17 protein-coding genes are annotated in these 17,235 nt (G+C 60.4%); 11 read left to right on the top strand and 6 right to left on the bottom strand.

Translation table 11 applies throughout. From position 1 onward, the window contains the following. Positions 1-58: 58 nt before the first annotated feature. Together purS and purC are read right to left on the bottom strand one after the other, a co-directional pair. A complete protein-coding gene (gene purS, locus MK_RS04210) occupies positions 59-313 on the bottom strand; it encodes a phosphoribosylformylglycinamidine synthase subunit PurS (protein WP_011019160.1) in 255 nt (84 codons plus the stop codon). Next, the gene (gene purC, locus MK_RS04215; RefSeq protein WP_011019161.1) at positions 310-1,053 is read right to left on the bottom strand and encodes a phosphoribosylaminoimidazolesuccinocarboxamide synthase; all 744 of its coding nucleotides are present in this window, start codon (positions 1,051-1,053) and stop codon (positions 310-312) included. Before purC ends, purS begins: the two co-directional genes overlap by 4 nt. A 109-nt stretch (positions 1,054-1,162) precedes the next feature. Here purC and MK_RS04220 point away from each other — a divergent pair, with 109 nt between their 5' ends. The 6 genes from MK_RS04220 to MK_RS04245 all read left to right on the top strand — a co-directional run bounded on the left by MK_RS04220 (position 1,163) and on the right by MK_RS04245 (position 8,721). Further along, positions 1,163-2,383, top strand: a complete 1,221-nt coding sequence (locus MK_RS04220) for an FIST signal transduction protein (RefSeq protein ID WP_158295924.1) — start codon at positions 1,163-1,165, stop codon at positions 2,381-2,383. Between the two features lie 87 nt (positions 2,384-2,470). Then, complete coding sequence (locus MK_RS04225) at positions 2,471-3,586, top strand: DUF2117 family protein (RefSeq protein WP_158295925.1); 1,116 nt, start codon at positions 2,471-2,473, stop codon at positions 3,584-3,586. Positions 3,587-3,642: 56 nt separating this feature from the next. After that, positions 3,643-4,626, top strand: coding sequence for a methanogenesis marker 2 protein (locus MK_RS04230; RefSeq protein ID WP_011019164.1), 984 nt, complete (start codon positions 3,643-3,645; stop codon positions 4,624-4,626). Continuing rightward, entirely contained in the window at positions 4,623-6,158 is a 1,536-nt protein-coding gene (locus MK_RS04235; RefSeq protein WP_011019165.1) for a methyl-coenzyme M reductase-associated protein Mmp3, read from the top strand. Before MK_RS04230 ends, MK_RS04235 begins: the two co-directional genes overlap by 4 nt. Next, positions 6,155-7,462, top strand: coding sequence for a methyl-coenzyme M reductase glutamine C-methyltransferase (locus MK_RS04240; protein ID WP_011019166.1), 1,308 nt, complete (start codon positions 6,155-6,157; stop codon positions 7,460-7,462). Before MK_RS04235 ends, MK_RS04240 begins: the two co-directional genes overlap by 4 nt. Further along, positions 7,459-8,721 (top strand): prephenate dehydrogenase, encoded by a 1,263-nt coding sequence (locus MK_RS04245; protein ID WP_011019167.1) that lies wholly within the window; start codon positions 7,459-7,461, stop codon positions 8,719-8,721. Before MK_RS04240 ends, MK_RS04245 begins: the two co-directional genes overlap by 4 nt. A 47-nt stretch (positions 8,722-8,768) precedes the next feature. Here MK_RS04245 and MK_RS04250 read toward each other — a convergent pair whose 3' ends face one another. Beyond that, positions 8,769-10,736, bottom strand: coding sequence for a Coenzyme F420 hydrogenase/dehydrogenase, beta subunit C-terminal domain (locus tag MK_RS04250; RefSeq protein ID WP_158295926.1), 1,968 nt, complete (start codon positions 10,734-10,736; stop codon positions 8,769-8,771). Positions 10,737-10,836: 100 nt separating this feature from the next. On the opposite strand from MK_RS04250, the gene MK_RS04255 reads away from it, so the two are divergent. Beyond that, the gene (locus MK_RS04255) at positions 10,837-11,220 is read left to right on the top strand and encodes a helix-turn-helix domain-containing protein (RefSeq protein WP_011019169.1); all 384 of its coding nucleotides are present in this window, start codon (positions 10,837-10,839) and stop codon (positions 11,218-11,220) included. Continuing rightward, on the top strand, positions 11,217-11,828 hold the full coding sequence (locus tag MK_RS04260) for an oxidoreductase related to nitrite reductase (RefSeq protein WP_011019170.1): 612 nt from the start codon (positions 11,217-11,219) through the stop codon (positions 11,826-11,828). Before MK_RS04255 ends, MK_RS04260 begins: the two co-directional genes overlap by 4 nt. Here the strand turns inward: MK_RS04260 and MK_RS04265 are convergent. Continuing rightward, on the bottom strand, positions 11,782-13,047 hold the full coding sequence (locus tag MK_RS04265) for a hypothetical protein (RefSeq protein WP_011019171.1): 1,266 nt from the start codon (positions 13,045-13,047) through the stop codon (positions 11,782-11,784). The two genes, MK_RS04260 and MK_RS04265, sit on opposite strands and share 47 nt — an antisense overlap. Before the next feature lie 59 nt (positions 13,048-13,106). On the opposite strand from MK_RS04265, the gene MK_RS04270 reads away from it, so the two are divergent. Together MK_RS04270 and MK_RS04275 are read left to right on the top strand one after the other, a co-directional pair. Then, positions 13,107-13,643, top strand: coding sequence for a tRNA (cytidine(56)-2'-O)-methyltransferase (locus MK_RS04270; RefSeq protein ID WP_011019172.1), 537 nt, complete (start codon positions 13,107-13,109; stop codon positions 13,641-13,643). Further along, positions 13,640-14,338, top strand: coding sequence for a metallophosphoesterase family protein (locus MK_RS04275; protein WP_011019173.1), 699 nt, complete (start codon positions 13,640-13,642; stop codon positions 14,336-14,338). The genes MK_RS04270 and MK_RS04275 overlap by 4 nt, the downstream gene beginning before the upstream one ends. On the opposite strand, the gene MK_RS04280 is transcribed toward MK_RS04275, so the two are convergent. Both MK_RS04280 and MK_RS04285 read right to left on the bottom strand, forming a co-directional pair. Further along, a complete protein-coding gene (locus tag MK_RS04280; protein WP_011019174.1) occupies positions 14,335-15,123 on the bottom strand; it encodes a hypothetical protein in 789 nt (262 codons plus the stop codon). The two genes, MK_RS04275 and MK_RS04280, sit on opposite strands and share 4 nt — an antisense overlap. 203 nt (positions 15,124-15,326) lie before the next feature. Beyond that, the gene (locus MK_RS04285) at positions 15,327-16,418 is read right to left on the bottom strand and encodes a hypothetical protein (protein WP_011019175.1); all 1,092 of its coding nucleotides are present in this window, start codon (positions 16,416-16,418) and stop codon (positions 15,327-15,329) included. 12 nt (positions 16,419-16,430) lie between these two features. Here MK_RS04285 and MK_RS04290 point away from each other — a divergent pair, with 12 nt between their 5' ends. Next, positions 16,431-17,222 (top strand): SAM hydrolase/SAM-dependent halogenase family protein, encoded by a 792-nt coding sequence (locus MK_RS04290; protein WP_158295927.1) that lies wholly within the window; start codon positions 16,431-16,433, stop codon positions 17,220-17,222. Positions 17,223-17,235: the final 13 nt, after the last annotated feature.

A 17,235-nucleotide genomic window follows, 5' to 3' on the forward strand; every position in this document is an offset into this window, starting at 1 on the left:
CGATGATGACCTACCCCGGGACCGAGGTGATGGGGAGTCCCAAGTACGCCGAGGGGGTTCACTCGACGACCTCGATCTCGTAGTCTTCGACGACTGGATTTGCAAGAAGTCTCCGACACATCTCATCGACGAGCTCTACGGCCTCTTCTTCGTCGTTGATGTCGAGCTCGATCCTGTAGATCTTGGCCGTCCGAACGTCTTCCACCTCCTCGTATCCCAGTCGGTGTAACGCCCTCTTCACAGTCTCACCTTCGGGGTCCAATGCCTTCGGTTTCAAGCTCACGCGAACCTCGACGGTGACCAACTGTGTCACCCCGGTAGCATGGCCAGCTTCTCCTCATCACCTCGCAGGATTCTCTCGGCGGCTTCCCTGTAACCCGCCAGAACGTCTCCTTCGTCTTTTCTGAAGATGTCCTTGTCCAGGCTCTCTTCGGTCTCCGCGTCCCAGAACCGGCACGTGTCGGGGCTGATCTCGTCTCCCACTACGACTTCTCCGTCCGGGTTCACTCCGAACTCGAGCTTGAAGTCCACCAGGATGATGTCGCAATCCTTCAGGAACTCGGAGAGCACTTCGTTCACCTGCAGGGTCAGCTCCCGCATGCGTTCTACTTCTTCTTCCGTAGCCAAACCTAGCGCTCGGATGTGGTCCATATTCACCATCGGGTCTCCGTATTCGTCGCTCTTGTAGTCGAATTCGACGATCGGTGGATCCAGCTTCTCACCCTCCTCGAATGGTAGTCGCTCCACCAAACTGCCCGTCGCCATGTTGCGACAGATGACCTCCAAATTAAACATGTCTAAGCGCTCCACTACCATGCGACGCTCGTCGGCGAGTTCCACGTAGTGGGTGGGTATTCCGGCGTCTTCGAGTACTTCGAACAATCGCGCCGAAATCAGGCAGTTGTAAACTCCCTTGCCTTCGACGGTATCCATTTTCTCCATGTTAAACGCCGTGATGTCGTCTCGGAATTCCATCACGAGCAGGTTCTCATCCTCCGGATGTTCGTAGAGACTCTTCGCCTTGCCCTCGTAGACGAGTCTACCGCGCTCCATAGCGGTGCCCGCTCCCTTAGCCGGCCGAACCTGTATATAAACACTAAACGCGTCAACAAACGGAGTGGAAAGTTAACTTATGCCGTTCTTGCTGGAGGGGGCACGTCAGTTGAAGACTATAGAGGTCGGTGTGGCTTACGGGAAGGATCCGCACGCGGTCGTGGAGGACGCGATAGATCAGCTAACGGAGGATCCCAACTTAGGGCTGGTATTCTTCTCACCCAAGCACATCGAGGAAATCGAGAGTGCCGTGGGCAGCCTCCCAGAAGGATGCAAGGTGATAGGGTGTTCGACGGCCGGTGAGCTCACTCCGGATGGGTACACCTATGGCACAGTTATCGTGGCGTTAATCTCCAGCCCGTACCTCGCCGTGGAAACGCACCGCATTACCTTCGAGCGTGAAGACCCGAAGCACGCTAGGGAGATAGGCCGCAACCTCGTGCTCGGAGCGATGGAGAAGCTACGTAACCCGGGCCCCTGTCTCGACATCAACTTCAACGCCATGCTCACGAGTCTCAGTGAGGGAAGACCCATCAGGGCGCTTCCCTACTTCATAATCGAGCTCGTCGAGGGCCTGGTTCCCGCCATTGATTACTACATGGACGGTATCAACGAGGTGGTCCAGAAGTACAAGTTCCTCGAGGTGTACGGTGGGGCGGCCGGTGACGACCTACGTCTCGAGCGTACGTACGTGCTCGAGGGGCGTACCTTGTGTCCTGAAGGGTCGGCCGTGGTAGCGTTCGGCTCTACGGCTCTCAAGATCGGCGGGGCCCTAGAGTGCGGATTCGAGCCGGTGTATGAGGATAGGTTCCCGGTCACCAAGGCCGTACCCGAGGAGCGACGGATCGTGGAGTTCGACGGCGAACCGGCCGCCGATTATTACGCCGATGTGGTGGGGAAACCCGTCGAGGAACTCGATGACTCCGTGTTCATGTGGAACCCGCTTGGATGGGAGATCTTCGGCCGGGAGATCATCGTGCGCGAGCCGGCGTTCGTGGAAGACGACGGGTCGATGATCTTCCATTCGAGGTCACCGGCGGCGGGAGCGTTGATCCGGCTTGAACCGACTGAGGAGAACATGCGTGAAACCGCGCGGCGTGTCACGGAGCGGGCGATGAGGAGGGCGGACATCCGAGATCCCGAGGAGATCGCGCTGGTGCTCGTGTTCGACTGTGCTCACCGGGACTGTGACGCCCAATACGATGCCATTCGGGAAGTGGTGGGCGACGATGTGCCGATCGTTGGGTTCAAAACCTACGGAGAGCACGGGCAGCTTGAGTCGGGCCCCGTCGGTCACTTCAACCAGACCATCGAGGTCGTCGATCGGTAGAATCCCGGTCTCTCGCTGACTTCCACCTCCGTCGTCATCGTTTCGCGTGAGATAACGAAGGGGGTCTCCGAGATCCGAGTAGGGCTCGTGATCCACGGTCCTACGGTGATCGACACGGGTTGGGCCGAGCGTATCCTTCGCTCCCTGAAAAGGCTGGGCGAGGTCCGTGCTAAGCTCGGAGGCACCACCGGTTACGTGGCGCTCTTAGACGCGGGACTAGACTCCGTGGTGGAGTTCGACCGGAAGCTACCGAGCGAGTGCTTGTCCGAGCTGAACGAGTGGGCCGACGTTCTAGTCCTCACGAACCACGGTAAAAGCCGAGAAAGCGGTCTCGCTTTCGCGGAACAGGTACTCTCCAGGGCCGAAGGTGTCGACTCGCTAGTACAGGCAGAGCGCCCGGGCGAACCCGACGGTGGTATCGTCCTGTGGAACCCCGGCGACGCGGAGCGGACGGTGGCTGAGCACCTCCGGGAGGATTTGGGGTTGAAGATTACCGAGGTTCGGACTGTTCGGACCGAGAAAGGCGGCGGAATTGGGAAGTCCCGGAGGGTCGCCTGTGTCGAGCCGGGTGATCGCATTCTAGTGAACGGAATCACGGTAGGTGTCGCCGAATCCCGGAACGTGGAGCTGGTGTTCGATGACAGCGGGTACTTGGTGGAGATTCGCGGCGGCAGGATCAAGCCGGAAGGTGTAGAGCGCCTCGGCCGGGTGGATCCTGAGCGCGTGGTGGTGAAAACGGACCGCAGACTTAGGAGAACTGAGCCGGAGCGTAAGAGGGTGAAGAGTGGGCCCGAAAGGATCCATCGGGTTCTACTCGTCGACCACGACGCGGAGCGTAAAGTCGAAGATATGCGTCGATCGGACGCTGTCGTCTCCGTCGGGGACGACACAACTTGCGTGTGCGCGGAGCTAGGTGATCGGCTGGGAGTTTGGGTGATAGGGCTCGTCGATCTCGATCCGGACGGATGGGTTCGTGACGATACGCGCGAGTCCCTGCGCAGCTCCGAGAACCTAGCGGCCCTACTAGTGTGTGAGCGGGACGACGATGCCGGGAAATTGGTTCGAGGGCGGTTCTTTCGCGACCGAGAGATGAGGGTGCTCGATCCCCCCGTGACAGTTGGGGAGCTCGTCGAAGAGGTGAAAGAGTGCGTAAAGGAGGTTCTCAAGTGCGTGTACCACAAGGCGAAAGAGACCTCAGCGTGAGCTGGGTTCCTCACCACTCGGACCCGCGACTTCTCGTCATCGGTGGGGGTTCGGCTTTGAACCTCCGGGAACTCGCCCGCGAGCTCCGGTCCTTTGAGGGTGTTACCAGGAAGCATCCCGTGAAAACCGTGGTGGAGGGTCTTTTAGAGCCGCTCGATGTGACGTTCGAAGGAGAGGTCATCGCGGACGTGGGCGAGGATGCCGCGGCGGTAAAGGTGGGGGACGACATACTACTGATCGCGGCAGACGGCATCTGGGGCAAACTGATCGATCGGGACCCATGGTGGGCTGGGTACTGTGCGGTTCTCGTGAACGTGAACGACGTGCTGGCGATGGGCGGCCGGCCAGTCGGCCTCGTTAACGTGCTTTCGACGTCCGACGTCGATGTGTGTCGTGAAATCCTCGAAGGAATGCGTGAGGGCGCGTGGAAGTTTTCCACGCCGGTCCTCGGAGGACACACACATCCGGACACTCCTTACACCGCAGTAGATGCGGCGATAGTGGGGGTCACCGACGAAGAGCATCTCGTGCTCAGTTCTACTGCTGAGGAGGGGGACTTGATAGTCTTCGTCATCGACCTCAACGGTCGACCTTATCCGGAGTATCCTCTTAACTGGGATACAACAACGATGAAGGATCCTGACTACCTCAGGAGGCAAATGGAAGCCGTAGTGGAAGCTTCTAAGCTCGTGAAAGCTGGTAAAGATGTGAGTAACCCGGGCCTCGTCGGAACTCTCGCCATGATGCTCGAAGCCAGTGGTTGTCTCGGTGCTGAGGTGTGGTTAGACAGCATCCCAAAGCCTGAAGACGTAGACATGGTCACGTGGCTGAAAATGTATCCTGGAATGGGTTTCGTGTACGCGGTGGACAGTGAGCGCGATGTCCGTGCGATCAGGCGCGTGTTGTCCGATGCCAGGCTGGAAGTGTCGGTGATCGGCGAGGTGACGGAGGACGGTGTTGTTAAGGTGTCCGAAGGTGACGAAAGTGCTCGAGTGTTCGACTTTCGAGAGGACAGAATCCTCGGGGTGTCTCCACGTTGAGAGTATACGTCGACGGGGAGCCTGTTGACGTACCCGAGGAGGCGACTGTTCGCGATGCGCTCGAGGCAGCGGGAGTCAGTGTGCCCGAAGACGTCACGATCGCCGTATTCAAAGGTGAACAGAAGGTCGAGCGCGAGACCGATAGGCTTCGGATAATGCTCGAGACAGGCGACGAAGAACTTTCGCTAACGGTGGCCGTCGAAGACGAGCGAATGAGTGAGGTTTGTGAGGAATTGCCCGGAGCCTCCGTCTCCTGGACGACCCGTGACGAGGTGGGATTGGGTCCGGTGGACGTTTCTGATCTCGAGTTCCACACACGTCGGGGTGTCGAAGTCCCTCCGTACACGGCGATCCTGATCCTGCCCACCAACGATCCCTCCGAGGCCTACTTCCTGATCACCAAGCGCCGGATGGCCGTCGAGTACATCTGTACCGACATTCATGGCCGTGTAACGGCTGGTCGGGAGCTGGTCGACGAGCTCCGTGGTGGAGAGCGCGTGACACACGTGGAGCCCGTGGTTGAGCGCGCCACCGAACGTGTCGTCTCAAGGGTCACCCTTGACGACGGACTCGAGGCCGGTGACCGGATCATTACCAGGGTGGAGATAGAACTCGAGAAGAACGCGCCGGTCAGTGCCGAGCACCTGCTCAACACGCTGGAGATGGAAGAGGGTCGGTTGCGGATTAAGTTCAGGACGGACACGTTCACATCGATCGAGCCACGTCCGTTCTACGATTTGCCCGAGGAGAACGTCGACATGCGTGAACGTGGCGTCGTGACCGTACGCAATCGAGGCGTCGACGAAGGCGTCGTATACGTGTACCGCCGTGACCGGACTCCCGTCGAGAGCCACAACGTCGTAGGTAGGGTTCGCCGGGGGATGGAGCTCCTCGACGTGGTGGCCGAGGGCGATCGAGTCCTGGTGGAAACCGATCCTCCCCGGGTGAACTTCGTCGGGCTGACCGTCGACGAAGCCAGGGAGCTGGCGGAAGAGTTCGACGTCGAGCTCGAAGTGAACGGTGATGGCGACGTTGTGGTCGATCAGGAGCCTAGGGAGACTCTGAACGTACTCAAGGAGAGGAAAGTCCGGGTCGAAGTAGTTCCTGAGGACGAAGTTATCGAAATAGAGCTCTACGAGGACGACGCTCCGCGCTCCGTCGAGTACTTCAGGCGAGTCACGAAGATGTTGGACAGACCGGTAGGCCGTCTCAAAGTTCACTTCGCTTACGCAGACTTGGGAATGATCGTGTTCGAAGGGAACGAGAAGCTCGGAAAGAAGCTTCCACCCGAGAACAACCCGAAGGATCGAGTTGAGGCCGGTGTCCTGGGGGTCACGAATCAAGCCAAACCTCACGCGGGTCTCATCGGAGTTCGGCTCGAGGACAGCGAGGAATACGGTCCTACGGGCGAGACCTTCGAAGGTACGAACGTCATCGGCCGCGTTGTGGAAGGACTCGGCCGCCTCCGCGAGATGGACCAGTCCGACATGGGTCGTACCGTCTACGTTCGGGAGGTGAGGGGCGAGCGATGAAGGTCCTGGTCATCTCCCCAGAGTATTACACCTACGGAGCCATAGTAGTCGCGGGAGTTTGCGAGGAACACGGTCATAGCACTATCCTCCGACGTTCACCCGATCCGGAGGCCCTCAAGCGGGCGGACGTGCTGATACTATCCCTCCACACCACCCTACACCTCCTCGATGAGGATATCCTCGAGATAGCTCGCCAGGCCCACGAGTTCGGTAAACCTGTGATCGTCGGCGGACCAGTTTCTCAAGTTCCGGAGCTCGTTTTAGAGAGGTTTCCCAACGCGATCGTGGCTAAAGGTGAGGCGGAGACGGGGCTTCCTCCGCTCCTCCAGACCTTGGAGGACGAAGGAGACTTCGAAGACGTCGAGGGAATCGCGCTCCTGAGGGACGGTGAAATCGTCGACACCGGCTGGCCTCCACCCGCCGATCTAGATGGACCCAGCCCACTCAAGGTTCCGCGCGACCTCGGTCGGCAAGACGTCCGCGGAGCGAACGTGTACATAGAGACGCATCGCGGCTGCCCGGGTGCGTGTACCTTCTGCCAGGTTCCGGAGTTCTTCGGACGCCGTGTCCGCTGGAAGCCCGTAGAGGCGGTTCTCGAGGAAGTCAGGGAGCTTACGCGAGGTGGTGCCCGTCGCTTCGCGATCTCCGGGGGGACCGTCACGACCTACGGCGACGACGAGGAAGATTTCGTCGAGCTCCTCAAACGCCTCGCGGACCTCCTCGGTCGCGAGAACGTTTCCGCTCCCGACGTTCGTGCCGATCTCCTGAACGAGCGCCTCCTCGAGGCTATCCGCGATTACACGATCGGTTGGATCTTCCTCGGGATCGAGAGCGGTAGTGATAGGATCCTCCGTGCCATGCGCAAGGGCATCACCGTCGACGACGTCTGCGAAGCCGTCGAACTGGCCCGGACAGTCGGCGTCCGTGTCGCCGGCTCGTTCATCGTCGGTTATCCGGGCGAGACCGAGGACGATCTTGAAGCTACCGAGGAGTTACTCACCGAGCTGAACCTCGACGACGTGTTCATCAACCTCGCCGAGCCCATCCCCGGTACCGAGCTCGGCCGCCTCGTTACCGAGCTTCCCGAGGAGGAGATTCCCGTCCTCCGGCCGGGCGAGCAGCTCGAGACCGAGGCTGGCGACCGCGCCCTCCAGCTTCAGCTCACAGCCTTCACGACCCTTAGTCGCCCAGTTCCTCTCACGGACGACGTGTTTCACGAGGCCCTCCACAACATTCGCGAGGACGAGCGCAAGGTTCTCCGGATAACCCGGTTCCTACGCGGTGCCCAGGGGTGTACCGGATGAGGATCGCGATACTCGGCGGTACCGGCGCCATGGGCCGTCTTATCGCCCGCGAGCTCCGTGACGACGGTCATGAGGTAGTTATCACTGGTTCTAACCCTCACACCGCCGAACGCGTCGCCCGCGAGCTCGACGTCGAGGCTGCTCCGACCAACGTCGATGCCGCCAAAGATGCCGACGTTGTGGTGGTTTCCGTCCCCATCTCCGTGACTGAAGACGTCATCCGTGAGGTCGCACCACACGTTCCTGAGGGTTCCCTCCTCACCGACGTGACCTCCGTCAAGGTTCGTCCCGTTCGCGCTATGCTCGAGCACGCTCCCGAGGATGTGTACGTCCTCGGAACTCACCCCCTCTTCGGCCCCACGGTCCCCAGTCTCCGCGGTCAGACCGTCATCCTCACGCCCACGGAGCGTAGTGGTCCCTGGACTCGCCGCGTTCGTCGTTATCTCGAGCGGAAAGGCGCTCGAGTCGTTGAGACCACCCCGGAGGAACACGATCGCACTATGGCCGTCGTTCAGTGCCTCACCCATGCTGTCCTCCTCGCTGCAGGCGCCGCCATAGGCCGTTTCCTCCCAAGTCTCGAGCTCGACATCGAAGAGGTCGCCAGCCCCGTGTATCGCCTACTCATGGACGTCGTGGGTCGTATCGCCGGGCAGGATCCACGTCTTTACGCCGAGATCCAAGCCTTCAACCCCTACGGTGACGAAGCCCGTGAAGAGCTCCTCCGCGCCCTCAGACGCTTCCACGAGCACGCCCACGACCATAACGCCCTTACCGAGTACATAGCGGAGAGCCGGGAGAGACTCGGCCGAGAGCTCGATCTCGAAGCCTGTCAGCGTCGTACCGACAAACTCCTGTCGTACCTGGCCGACGAACTCAGGATCCTACAGGAGGGAATCGAGGCCATCCTCCTCGACGTGTACACGAACGAGGCCCTTGAGGGTGAGGTTACGGGTGATCGGGATACAATCCGATTAGACGGCCGTGAACTACCCCGAGACCGTTACAAGATCCTCCCAAGGTGTCCCAAAGAGCTTGCACACTTCGACGGTGAAGTTACAGTTCTAGAGTTGCGTACAGGTGCGGATCCCGGGGACGTCGCGGCCGTAGTGGACGCTCTCGGCCGTAACTTGCGTGCACTACGGGCCGAGCGTCGGGGCGAACGTGTACGCGTTGAAGTCGAATACACCGGCAAGGAATCGCTCGAGGGATTACTCCGAAAGCTACGCGCCCTGGGACTGGAAGTGCGGGTTGCTCGATGATAGGCACACGTCGGACTCCGGGTTTCAACTGGACTTTAAAAAAGTGTTTATTGGGAGAGGACCCGCCGGATCGCCTCTGTGAACTGTCGAAGTCCGTGTTTGCGGATCGTGTCGGCCAACCGCTCTTTCTGCGGTTCTTCCGCCAGTTCCCGATACGTTTCGATCACGGTGTGAGCGATCGTAGGTATGCTGTCAGGGTCGGCGAAAACGTCCAACCTGGCTCCTTCGACGGGTTCTCGCCCTCCTTTACCCCCGATCCAGACGATGATGCCCTCCTTCTCGGCGTACCTGGCTTCCTCCGGACAGACGTTGATACACTTGCCACAGTAGACGCAACGCTTGTAATCGGTGTCCGCCACCGCCGCCTGTCCTCCCACAGTGATGATTCGGATCGCGTCGACCTTACAGGCATCCACACACTGACCGCATCCAGTGCACTTCTCCGGGTCCACTCCGGGCCTCACGGCGCCGGCGAAACCGAGGTCATGGTGTTGAGGTCGAACGCAGCTGTTCGTGCATCCGGATAGCGCGATCTTGAACTTATACGGGGTGGGCTCTTCCGCTAGTTCTTCCTCTAGCTTTCTGGCGAGCTCTTCGGTGTTCAAAATGCCCGAAGAGCAGTTGTCCTTCCCCGGGCATGCCATGATCGTTCGGACGAGGGGACCCTCGGACCCCGTGTTCAGTCCGGTCTCTCGGAGCCGTTCCACGACTTCGGGTATCTCTGTAGCTGGGATACCATGGATCTCGAGCTGCTGCCGGTCGGTGAACTTGGCCCTGTAACCTTCTTCGAGGAACCCCGAAATCGCCCGGAAGATGTCGGGATCGTCGACCCAGCCACCTGGACCGACCTTTAGCCTGACCGCAAAGGTACCGTCCGCCCGGGTGATGACTCCTCCGTAGTCTCCGACCCAAAACGGTGGAACTTTCCGCCCCTCTTTCAGCCGATTCTTCGCCTCTTTCATGGCCCAGTCGCACTTGAGCTTTGCGAGCCTTCGCACATCCGACCCGTTAACGGCATCTCGAAGCCGTAGATACCCGGCCTCGACAGCACCTTCAACGAGTTCTTCACCGGTCTCGCTGCGGATGAGGAGGGTGGTAACTCCTTCGGGAGTTCCTACGGAGCCGACGGAGACGTCGGCTAGTCTGGCGGTGAAGTCGTTACAGATACGGCAGCCTTCGGGGATCGCCTCTTCAAACTCCTTCACATCGTACTCCTTAGTTTCACCGCCTGATATCTCGACGCGGAGCTTTCCTGAAGTGATATCGAATCGCTCCACGTCCTCGATATCGACACCTTTCTCTCTCAGGAGCTTCACAAGGCCTTCGTACTCGAAGTTTTTGGTACAGAATAGTCCGATAGTGGCTACGACTTCCGGGAGCTTCTCGGCCGGACTCCCGTCGATGTTGCGCAAGGCCCGTGCGCCTTTAGCTACTATCTCGAAGTGCTGAATCTTTGCGAGCCCATTCACCTGGCAGGGGAGACCTATCGCGAGCACACGCTCAATACCACGATCCGCGGCTTCAGCCAGAGCCTCAACCAGTCCAACGCGTGTGTACTTGGATCCGGCCAGGTCCTTCACCTTTTCGGGATCTTCTACGACGGTAACACACGGCTTCCAAGCGGAGCCGGCGGTCACTCCGACGACGGCATCGGCGAGACCTTCTTCGAGGGCGTATCGGGCTAGTGCCGTAACGGCGCCTCCATCTTGACCGAGTTCTCGGAGGTCGGAATCGGCGGCGACAGCCCCTACTGCACGCCGGTAACCGCCTGTGAGAGGTTCGTAGTCGCGGCCTGCGATACGTAGCCCGAGATGGTAGGCTGCGGTGTCGACACGCGGGCACACAGTGTGACAGTTACCTGTTCCCTTCCGGGCGCACTCCTCAGTGAGTCGCGGGCCCTCGTCCGTGAGCTCGATTATCCCGCCCGGGCAGATCGCGACACAAGTGCCGCATAGTGCACAGGCCCCGGGCTCGACGACTTCCTCGGTAAGTTTCCACTCGAATTCTTCTGTCAAGTAGTGTCCCCCGTGCTCTGATGTGACGATACTCCGCACACATCCACGAGGCTGGATCTATATATACATTCCGATTAGGCTTAGACCGGTGGGGGTGCCGATGCTCGCAGACGTTCCCTTCGTCACCGTCCGAAGGCTCAACGTTACGGTCCGGGACGTACTTAGATGCGTGCTCGGGCTTCGGGACGTCGAGGTAGACACGTACTTTGCATTGCTCGAGCGCGGTGAAGCCACGGTATACGATCTGGCGGAGGAACTAGATCGCGACCGTACGACGGTCCAAAAAGCGCTGAAAAGCCTGGTATACGCGGGTTTAGTCACGCGTCGCAAGGAAACCCGGCCGCGCGGTGGGTTCGTGTACGTGTACAAGGCGGTACCCTTTGAGGAGGCGCGGAAAATAGTCCTTAGGGCGCTCGACGAATGGTACGAGGCAGTAAAGGATGCTTTGGAGCGTGCGGATGTTCCGAGGTCCGGCCCGGAGTGATTCAATCCCCTGACGGCACGTACGTGGTGAGGCTGGCACTTCCGCCGGGATTCGTCAAGGCTGAGATACTGAGGACCGTGGCGGAGCTCGCGGAACGGTACGCGAGCGGTGAAGTGCATATCACGGTGCGACAAGGTCTGGAGATCCCCGAGGTACCGCCGTCGAAGTTAGATGATCTCCTGCGTAAGCTCAGGGAGCTCGGCTTGGAGCCCGGATCGACGGGTCCTCGCGTTCGTCAGGTGACCTGCTGTCCGGGCACCAGGACGTGTGCCAACGCACTCACGGACCCCGTACCATTGGCTCGGAAGTTGCACGAAGAGTTCTTGGACGTGTGGGTGCCGGCCAAAGTCAAGATCGCCGTCTCGGGTTGCCCTCGGGGCTGCACGCGGCCGAGTGAGAATGACCTGGGCCTGGTAGCAGTAGGTGGGGATGAATGGGAACTCCTGGTCGGGGGTTATAGAGTCGCTAGACTACCGGAACAGGACGTCATCGATGCCGTCGAGTTGACGCTCGAATGGTACGCCTCGGAAGCCCCACCAGGGACGAGGTTGCACCGGTTCGTTACGGATCGTGTTTCGGAACTTCGCGACGTGCTCGAGAGATTATGAGCCATAGGAACTGCCCGTACACCGGGAGCTTGAGGCCTATGTAGGCTCCTATCGATGCCGCGAGAAGCAACGGGACGATCCAAACGGGCCTGCGTCGGTGCTGTGTAGGAAGTTCGCCTAGCCCTTCGGAGTATTCGACGTGGACCGTAGGTTCACCGTCTCTCGCGTAGAAGGCGAGTATGACCCCGGCGACCTCTAGAGAACGCTCCGTAGTCCTCACCACTCCGATTCCGGTCGGCGAGTAACCTGGCTCCTTTATCAACGTACCTTCCCTCACGACCCCCAGTCTCGTTCCTTCAATCCTCACCTCGGCGGCCCGCAGCTCGGACCCTCCGTACACGATCAGGTATCGATCGACACCGTACGAGACGATCGCGGGCCGAACATCGGTAGCGTCAGCTACCTTCACGTCGGACGCTATTTTCCACGCCGTCCCCTTAACCAGTAGCGCTGCGTGTACACCGTCGGCGCCGACGTACGCTAAAACGTTGTCCAAGAGAACGGGTCTCGTCCCCGGGACGGGGATTGGAGCACCGTCGATCGTCGGGTGGGCGGGATCGGTTAAGTTAACAGCCACGACTTCGGTTCCCGCCGGAGTCTCGTACGCCACGAGGAGATACGTAGTCACAGGACGTCCGGCTACCGAAACGGAGAACCTCTCGACAGGACCTGGAGCGGATAACTTGAGCTCCACGGGCTGACCTTGCTCGTCCGTGATCCATCTCCAGACGCCGTCGACGTTTCCGAACACCCTCACCCGCAGCTTCCCCTCGCACCGGTACACGAGTGCGAAGGTGGAATCGTCCACCCGGACCGGCACAGCCGCGTCGCCTCGGACACTCAATCCCGTCCACAGTACGGCGCAAACGTTGTCACTGTACTCGACGAGATCGACGTCGATCCTGGGCCCTTCCGGCGTCATGAGCGGTACAGTCAGCACGAACGTTGCCAGATCACGCTCCCCGCGCCATGGGGCCGCAGCCGGATAACTGGCCACGGGTGTCCTGATCCCGGTCTTGACTAGTACCCTCCCGTCGGCCTTCGCCACCGCTATGCCGAGTCCCTCAGGGGATTTCCAAGCTATCAACGCATGATCCGACTGGAGGGCGAGGGCCGGTGGATTGGATGCAGTCCCGGGACCCGGGACGTCCGCCGGGCCCAGCTCCGCCGCCTGAGAAGGACCCGCGAGCAGCAGTAACGTGAACAGCATCGGCAGCATCCGAGGCCCCGGAAGCGAGTGGTGATGGCGGTGAATAAATTTCGCAAGGGGCTGAGAGGTTGGAACTTGAGCCGAGGACGGTAGTTCTCAGGCTGGGACATCGGCGCGAGCGGGACAAGCGGATCACGACGCACGTATGTCTGACGGCTCGAGCGTTCGGAGCCGCCGGTGTGCTGATCTCGGGTGACCATGATGAATCGGTGATCGAGTCCGTCGAGGACGTCGTCGAGCGATGGGGCGGCCCCTTCACCGTGCAGTGGGTGGGGAATTGGAGACGTGTGATCAAAGATTGGAAACGTTCGGGTGGATCCGTAGTTCACCTCACGATGTACGGTTTGCATATAGACGACGTGATCGGAGAGTTGCGAGGGGAGAATGAACTGCTCGTGATCGTAGGCGCCGGCAAGGTCCCTGCCGAGGTCTTCGAGCTTTCGGACTACAACGTCGCCATAGGCCATCAACCCCACTCCGAGGTGGCCGCGCTCGCCGTCTTTCTCGACCGACTCTACGAGGGCAAGGAACTTCATCGGGAGTTCGAGCGGGCTAGGTTGAGGGTCGTACCCTCGGAGAAAGGGAAGAAGGTGGAGCGACTATGACGGTGGAGATCGCCGTGATATCGGACGTTCATTCGAACCTCGAGGCGCTGAAGCGGGTGCTGCGGGAAGTACGATCGGCCGACATGTTGGTGTGCTGCGGCGATATCGTGGGCTACGGTCCCCGACCCGTCGAGTGCGTGGACATCGTCCGCGAGTGGTGTGACCGGTGCGTGATGGGTAACCACGACTACGGCGTCGTCACCGGAGATGTCGCTTACTTCAACATCGCCGCGCGGATAGCCGTAGAGTGGACTCGGCGCCAGCTAGACGAGGACAGGCGGGAGTTTCTGGCGAAGTTGCCGAAGACCGAGCGGTTCGAGGTGGAAGGGGTTTCGATCTTCCTGGTACACGGGAGTCCCAGGGATCCGATATGGGAGTACGTGTTTCCACACACTCCCAGGCAGCTGCTGGAGAAACTGGTCGATAAGGCGGGTACGGACGTTCTCATCATGGGTCACACACACGTGCCCATGTACGACGAGGTTAACGGTTCTTACGTCCTCAACCCCGGTAGCGTAGGTCAGCCCAGGGACGGTGACCCGAGGGCGGCATTCGGTATCCTCGAAGTCTCTAACGGCAGGATAGTCTCATGGGACGTACACAGGGTAGCCTACAACGTCGATCGGACCGCCCGCGAGATCGAAGAGCGCGGTCTGCCGGAGGAGCTGGGAGCGCGGCTGTACCGTGGAGTTTAGACATCTCGGAGTAGCTCTAACCCGTACTCGAGCGCTTCTAGGTTTCGTTCCGCGATGGATCGCCTGGGCCAGCTCTCCGGGCGCTCACACCAAGATCGCTGCGTCCGGTACACCCACTCCACACGATCCGGGGACGCGTATCCCTCACGACATAGCGTGTAGAGGACCTCGACGGCGGGCTTAGTGAACACGACCCCATACCCTCGTGCGGTCAGCTCCGCGAGGACCCATTCTACGCGCTCCGGTGGCACCTCCTGGTAAGGCCGGTGGGTCTTCTCGCCGTCGTCTATGAACGCGGGTTCCTCGCCGAGTAGTTCCGAAACTATGTGCGCCCCTAACCCTCGGGTTACCAGCGTAGGTACGTCGCCGGATCCCAGCCCCACGGTCGGACCGAAGAAGCGTACGCTGAGCCACTCGGATCCCAACAGTCTGTGCAGTTCCGGGTGGACTTTGGCGTACACTACCCGGTCTACCTCCTCCTTGTCCGCTTCTACTCCGTACATGTCTTCCAGTGGTTTCAGGTTCGCGTCCACAAGGATGTCGCGGCCCTTTTCCCGGTGTTCCACCGCTAGAGCCGTTTCGATAACGTCGACGCTCTCATCACGAAAAGCTACCAGTTCGACTATCGCCCCATCGTCTCGACGTGCTACGAAAGCCGTCACGATAGGGTAGCGTAAGTATGGTCCGACAGAGTCGACAACGAGCCGGCGACCGGGTTCCGACATCCGAACGCGATGGACGCCCCCTTCCCGAAGCGCCCGTCGCATCGTCTCGTGCGGATCCAAAATGCCGACCCCGTTCGGTCGGACCGTGGCCCCCTCCTCACGAGCTCGGAGCCGGGGTGGTAGGCTCGTCATCCCGACACGGACCCGTGTTCCAGGGGGAGTGTGTCCGGCCCGTCGGACGGCCGTTCATCCGCTGCGAGACGGCCGGTCGCGGCCGCCGGGCGTGATTGTGCCGGACCGCAGCACGCCCGCCCTCATCTGTTTCAGGCGGGCCCGTTCCTTCGGAGGCGACTCCCTTCCATAATAATTATCCCTTTAGAGTCCTCTAAAAACGGATGACACTGGAGAAGCGACACTAATAGGAACACTATGAACGGCACCTTCAGACGACCGAGGTAGCTGCCCAGAGACGGGTACCCCGGATCCAAGTCCGCGGTCGCATCGATCAGCTTCAAGATGATGGCGTAAAGTTTCCAAGGCATGTCGAGCCACGGGATTACCAGCGTCCACCCGAGCGCGTCGAGTAACGCGAATAACCACTTCCGATGGTCCGGACCTAGCAATGAAAGGTTCCATCCGACCCAGATGCCCGGGACGAAGAACGGCTCTCGCAACTTAACGGCCAAGCCTAGCAGGTTGCCGAGTACGGCTTTGCTCAAATCGTCTAACAGAGCGATCGGCGCCAGCTCGAGCGTGAGTACGAAATCGGACTCGATGGTTTCTAGCGCGTAGCGCGGACATTGGGCGGCCGTGACCAACACCGACAGCGTTACGAGCCCGAGCTCGATGAGATACCGCTCTACCGGGTACCGGCCCCGTATCAAAGCCTCCCACGCGATCTTACCATCCGTCAGCGCACCGTGGATCTCGACCGGCATCAGGTTGAGGAGGTTATCCCAGGCGGAGTCGAACGCCCCTTGGGGATCCAGCGGACTCAGCGCGGCCGATATCAGAGCTCCGACCACCGGTCCCGCCATAGTGACCTCCGCGTCTTCTCGCGAGACGTTATCGAAGAACCTCGCGGGATCCTCGATGTAGAGCAGCATAGCCTCCTTATGCCGCTTCCTGAGCTCCTCCTCCGGAGTACCCGGGTCGTAAGGCCCCCTGGTGACGAATCCTATCGGAGGTTCCGCGTGGATGTCGATGCACTTCCCGTCCCTACAGTGGAAGAGTATCTTCGGTGGAAACACGTCGAGCTGAACCTCGTCAATGCCCCCGTAGTACTCCGCCTCCACTAAGGCGTGACCTAGCTCGTGTGCCAGCGTTCCCGTCAAGTATACTGGGTTCATGAGGTCCGCGGACCCTGGAACCGCTGCGATCGATAGAATAAGTGCGACGATTGTGATCCGTTGCAAGGGGAGCTCCCCTTGCGTCTGATCACGTTGACCACGGACTTCGGGCTCGGTTCTCCGTATCCGGCCCAGGTTAAAGCTGTGATTCTCAGAATCGCGGCCCCAGGCGTCGATATCGTCGACGTAACCCACGAAGTCCCGGCACAGGACGTGGTGGCTGGTTCCTACGTGATGTCAGTCGCGTGTCCGTGGTTTCCACCGGGGTCCGTCCACGTGGGTGTGGTGGATCCCGGAGTGGGGACCGAGCGTAGGGCCGTCCTACTGGAGGCGGAGCGCGGGGACTTCTTGGTGGGACCGGACAACGGCCTCCTGATACCTCTCGCCGAAGAGCTCGGTGGAATCGTCCGGGCCTTTCGTATCCTCGAGGACGAAGTCTCGGACTGGGAAGTCTCCGCTACCTTCCACGGACGCGACGTATTCGCCCCAGCCGCCGCGCGAGTGGCGTCAGGTGAGAGTCCGGAGAGGTTCTGTGAACCCCTAGACCCAGAGGAACTAGTCGAGCCACCGATCGCCGAACCTGAAGTGGACGACGGCCACGTGCGTGCCCAGGTGTGGTTCGTGGATGACTTCGGGAACATCATCACGAACGTCCTGTACGACGAGGTGGACCTGCCCGAGACCGTGACGATCCGCGTCTCCGGGGAATCCTTCGAGGCTAGGCACGTCCACACGTATGGGGAGGCGGACTCCGGTGATCTGGTTGTCCTACGGTCTTCCTCCGACCACCTGGAAATCGCGGTCGTAGAGGGGAGCGCTGCCGAACTGCTCGGCGTCTCGACGGCCGACCGGCTCGAGATTCTCTACTGACCGTGCGGAAGCG

Origin of the sequence: Methanopyrus kandleri AV19 (assembly GCF_000007185.1) — an archaeon.
Classification (GTDB): domain Archaea; phylum JAADCQ01; class Methanopyri; order Methanopyrales; family Methanopyraceae; genus Methanopyrus; species Methanopyrus kandleri.